The sequence below is a fragment of the uncultured Roseovarius sp. genome, assembly GCF_913054395.1.
In the GTDB taxonomy this organism is placed as follows: domain Bacteria; phylum Pseudomonadota; class Alphaproteobacteria; order Rhodobacterales; family Rhodobacteraceae; genus Roseovarius.
The window spans coordinates 1-4,446 of the sequence record NZ_CAJXIP010000209.1; the positions used below are offsets into that span (position 1 = coordinate 1).

At 60.4% G+C, this 4,446-nt stretch carries 7 protein-coding genes; 4 read left to right on the forward strand and 3 right to left on the reverse strand.

What is annotated here, in order from left to right; all coding sequences use genetic code 11:
- The first annotated feature begins 178 nt into the window (after positions 1-178).
- From QZ522_RS18000 to QZ522_RS18010, 3 genes are read left to right on the forward strand one after another with little or no spacing between them, the layout of a single operon-like run.
- The gene (locus QZ522_RS18000) at positions 179-562 is read left to right on the forward strand and encodes an NADH:ubiquinone oxidoreductase subunit NDUFA12 (RefSeq protein ID WP_294614845.1); all 384 of its coding nucleotides are present in this window, start codon (positions 179-181) and stop codon (positions 560-562) included.
- A gap of 10 nt (positions 563-572) precedes the next feature.
- Positions 573-1,031, forward strand: coding sequence for an outer membrane lipid asymmetry maintenance protein MlaD (gene mlaD, locus QZ522_RS18005; protein WP_294614847.1), 459 nt, complete (start codon positions 573-575; stop codon positions 1,029-1,031).
- Positions 1,028-1,387, forward strand: coding sequence for a DUF2155 domain-containing protein (locus QZ522_RS18010; protein WP_294614850.1), 360 nt, complete (start codon positions 1,028-1,030; stop codon positions 1,385-1,387). Before mlaD ends, QZ522_RS18010 begins: the two co-directional genes overlap by 4 nt.
- Here the strand turns inward: QZ522_RS18010 and aat are convergent.
- On the reverse strand, positions 1,354-1,998 hold the full coding sequence (gene aat, locus QZ522_RS18015; RefSeq protein ID WP_294614853.1) for a leucyl/phenylalanyl-tRNA--protein transferase: 645 nt from the start codon (positions 1,996-1,998) through the stop codon (positions 1,354-1,356). The two genes, QZ522_RS18010 and aat, sit on opposite strands and share 34 nt — an antisense overlap.
- Positions 1,999-2,092: 94 nt before the next feature.
- On the opposite strand from aat, the gene QZ522_RS18020 reads away from it, so the two are divergent.
- A complete protein-coding gene (locus QZ522_RS18020) occupies positions 2,093-2,779 on the forward strand; it encodes a class I SAM-dependent methyltransferase (protein WP_294614856.1) in 687 nt (228 codons plus the stop codon).
- Positions 2,780-2,841: 62 nt separating this feature from the next.
- Here QZ522_RS18020 and accC read toward each other — a convergent pair whose 3' ends face one another.
- Together accC and QZ522_RS18030 are read right to left on the reverse strand one after the other, a co-directional pair.
- On the reverse strand, positions 2,842-4,191 hold the full coding sequence (gene accC, locus QZ522_RS18025; protein WP_294614859.1) for an acetyl-CoA carboxylase biotin carboxylase subunit: 1,350 nt from the start codon (positions 4,189-4,191) through the stop codon (positions 2,842-2,844).
- A gap of 10 nt (positions 4,192-4,201) precedes the next feature.
- Positions 4,202-4,446, reverse strand: a 245-nt coding sequence (locus QZ522_RS18030) for a biotin/lipoyl-containing protein (RefSeq protein ID WP_294614862.1), incomplete at its 5' end; no start/stop codon positions are given.

The window sequence follows — 4,446 nt, forward strand, 5'->3', positions numbered from 1 at the left end:
CTGTGGGAAACCACAGGCCTTTTGTCTGTATGACACCAAGGATTTTCGGCGAAAATTATTGGTCTGCCGCACGCGTGGTTCCATTCGCCGCAAGACCGGGGGGCGAAGACGATAATGCGGCACTGGACCTTTGCCGCCAAATCCGCCATATCAGGGCAAGCTTTTGTCGGAGGTTTGGATGGGCATTTTGACGACGCTGTTGCGTACGGTCACTTGGTGGAACGGGCAGACGCTCAACACTCAGCTTTACACATGGCGCAAGGGCGTCAAAGTGGGCGAGGATGCGCAGGGCAACATCTTTTATCGAACCCGTGACGACAAGCGCCGCTGGGTGATTTTCAATGGCGAGAGCGAGGCGACACGTGTCGACCCTGACTGGCATGGGTGGCTGCACCGCACCTATAACGAACCGCCGACCCAAAAGCCGCTCGCCCATAAGGCATGGGAAAAGCCGCATGAGGAAAACCTGACCGGAACGCCGTTGGCCTATGCGCCGGCCGGGTCGATCCGGCGCGTGGCCCCGGTTGAGCGGAGCGATTACGAGGCCTGGTCCCCGGAATAAGGTTGGGTACATGTCTGAGAATAAAACCGAAGTATTGGTTGGCGGTGTCGTTTTGGCCGTCGCCCTTGGATTCCTTGTCTACGCGGGCAAGACCACCGGCCTGAGCCGGGGCGGCAGCGAATATCAGCTAAGCGCGAGTTTTCGCAGTGCCGATGGCGTGAGTGTTGGCACCGATGTCCGCCTTGCCGGTGTCAAGGTCGGGCGTGTGACAAGTATTGATCTTGATCCCGCGACCTATCGGGCAAGTGCCGCCTTTACCGTGCTGGAGGGCATCAACGTTCCCGATGACAGCGCGGTCGCGATTTCGTCAGAGGGGCTGCTTGGCGGCAACTACGTTGAAATCATGCCCGGCGGCTCGCCGTTTTACTTTGAGCCGGGCGATGAGATCGAGTTCACCCAAGGGTCGGTCAGCCTTGTGTCCCTGCTGATGAAGTTCGTCTCGGGGTCCGAGGATGGGGCCGCGAAATGAGAGCCCTCTGGCTCGGGCTGATGCTGGCGCTTTGTGCCGGGGGGGCACACGCGCAAGAGATGGCCTCGGTCGGGGCGGGGGCCGTTTTGCGCGGGCTCGACAAGATCAGCGGGCAGGCCAGCGACCTGGACATGGCGAATGGCGAGAGCGCTGAATTTGGCCGCCTTACCGTAGATCTGGCGCAATGCCGCTATCCCGAGGGCAACCCGGCAGGCGATGCCTATGCCTTTCTGACGATTCGGGAGACAGCCAGCGGTCGGGAATTGTTTTCCGGCTGGATGCTGGCCTCTTCGCCGGCGCTTAACGCGCTGGAACATCCGCGTTATGACGTGTGGGTGTTGCGCTGCAAGATTTGAACCGGATCGGTTTCAAGCGGCACATCCGTGATTTTTACATTTGTTTCAAGGGCATCGTGCAATAAGGCGTGATATGTGGCGCGCGGGATTTCCCGCGCCCCCAGACGCGCCAGGTGAGGCGTGATGAACTGTGTATCAAACAGGGTAAACCCGCAGCGGGCCAAATGATCCGTCAGATGCGCGAGCGCCAGCTTGGACGCATCCCTGCGGCGCGAAAACATGCTTTCGCCAAAGAAGGCCCCGCCCAGCGTGACGCCGTAAACCCCGCCTGTCAGCTCATCATCCTGCCAGATTTCAAGCGAATGGGCATGGCCCATATGGTGCAGCGCCATATAGGCGCTATGGATGGGGGTGTTGATCCATGTGTCGGGGCGGTCGGCACAGCCACGCAGCACGGCTTCGAAATCGCGGTCAAGGGTTGCGCGATAACCGCCGCGCCGCATTGCGCGCGCAAGCGAGCGCGAGATGTGGAACCCGTCCAGCGGCAGAACGCCGCGAAGATGCGGATCGACCCAGAAGATTTCCGGGTCGTCGCGGTGCTCGGACATGGGAAAAACGCCTGCCGCGTAAGCCTTTAGCAATATCGCGGGGGACAGGGCCGGGTCGGTCATGGGCGGGGCTCCGGCAGGTTTGGGCGGGGCTTAATCATTCGGTATCTTTTGGCATGTAAAACCGGGAAAGGCGATACAAGGATGAGGCGTATCAATGACGGTCATGGAAAATACGGGGGCGTCGTTCATCGGCGACGGGCTTACGATGATGGCCAATCGCACGCAGGCCCGGCATGCACTTCTGATTGATGCATACCGGCATGCCATAGCTGATTCGACGGTGATGCTTCTTGGGGCCGAAGATGGCGTCTGGTGCTATGCCATCGCCGCCGCGGGCGGACTTCAGGTGGTTGGTATCGAAAATAACGCCGATCAGGTTGAGCGATTCATGCGGCTTCCGGATGTGGGGCTGCGCGAACGGATCGACATGCGCTGCGCCGATCCCCTTGAAGAGTTGCGATCAGAGATCAAAGCGGGGCGTCAGTATGATGTGATCATTCTTTTTGACATGCTTGACGGGGTCACCGACCTTTACGAATTCGTCGGATTGCTTGCCGACCTCGGGCCGCGGCTTGTGATTGTGGATGGTCAGTTCGGACGTTCGGAAGAACCGGTCTTTACCATTGAACGCCCGCGCGCATCCCTCGCCGGGGTCGGACGCCCCTATCTTCTGCCAAGTCGCGGCGCGGTTGCGATGGTGGCCTATGACATGGGGTTTGATCTGGATTGGATCGACTGGACTGCGCTTGACGAAGACGTGCGCCTCGGTCTGGACGATTATTATGCGCAGGGTGACAAGATACGGGCAAGCTTTACCCTGACGCCAGAGCAAATCGATTAACGCCCGACATGCAAAAGGGCAGGCGCGAGCCTGCCCTTTGTGAAGGTTCCGGATCGCCGCGCCTAGTCCTGAAGGTTGGTTTCCAGCCAGTGTTCAAGCCAGTGGATATTATAGTCCCCGGTCTGAACATCCTCTTCCTGCAAGAGCGCATGAAAGAGCGGCACGGTGGTGTCGACCCCATCCACGATCAATTCGCCCAGGGCACGGCCCAGGCGGGTCAGCGCGCTCTGGCGGTCCTTGCCGTGCACGATCAGTTTGGCGATCAGGCTGTCGTAATAGGGCGGGATCCTGTAGCCGTCATAAAGCGCCGAATCCATCCGCACGCCAAGCCCGCCGGGGGCATGAAACTGGGTAATCGTGCCGGGGCGCGGCGCGAAATCGGGAAGCTTTTCGGCGTTGATCCGAACCTCGATGGCGTGACCGTTGATTTGCAGATCGTCCTGCGTGAAGGACATCGGCATGCCTTCGGCAACGCGGATCTGTTCCTGGACCAGATCGACACCAAAGATCGCTTCGGTCACCGGGTGTTCGACCTGAAGCCGGGTGTTCATCTCGATGAAAAAGAATTCGCCCTTTTCGTAGAGAAACTCGATCGTGCCGGCCCCGCGATAATTGATCCGGGCCACCGCGTCGGCACAGGTCTTGCCGATGCGCGCGCGCTCTTCCTCGCTGATACAGGGGCCGGGCGCCTCTTCCAGAACCTTCTGGTGGCGCCGTTGCAGCGAACAGTCACGCTCGCCAAGATGCACGGCCTTACCCTTGCCATCGCCAAACACCTGAATTTCGATGTGGCGCGGCGTGGTCAGGTATTTCTCGATATAGACCTCGTCATTGCCAAAGGCCGCCTTGCCCTCGGAGCGGGCGGTCAGAAAGGCGCTTTCCATCTCGGAGGCATCGCGCGCCACCTTCATGCCGCGCCCGCCGCCGCCGGCGGTGGCCTTGATGATCACCGGATAGCCCATTTCCTCGCCAAGGGCCTGCGCCTCTTTCAGGGTCGCGACCCCGCCGTCAGAGCCGGGCACGCAAGGCACACCAAGCGCCTTCATCGTATCCTTGGCGGTGATCTTGTCGCCCATGATCCGGATATGCTCTGCCGAGGGGCCAATGAAGGTAAGGTCGTGATCCTCGACGATTTGCACGAAGTTGGCGTTCTCGGACAAAAAGCCATAGCCGGGGTGGATCGCCTGCGCGCCGGTGACTTCACAGGCGGCGATGATCGCGGGAATCGACAGGTAGCTTTCGCTGCTCGACGGCGGGCCGATACAGACCGATTCGTCGGCCATGCGCACATGCATGGCGTCGGCATCAGCGGTCGAATGTACCGCGACCGTTTTGATGCCCATTTCGCGGGCGGCCCGGATCACACGAAGGGCAATCTCGCCCCGGTTGGCCACAAGGATCTTGTCGAACATTGCCTGCGCCTTATTCGATGATCATCAGAGGCGCGCCATACTCGACCGCGGCACCATCTTCGATCAGGATACGTTTCACGGTGCCTGCGCGCGGCGCGGGAATGTGGTTCATCGTCTTCATCGCCTCGATGATCAGCAATGTATCGCCCTCGGCCACCTGAGTGCCGACGCTGACAAAGGCCGGAACGCCCGGCTCTGCCTGCATATAGACAGTGCCGACCATCGGCGAGGTCACGGCGCCGGGGTGGCTTGCCG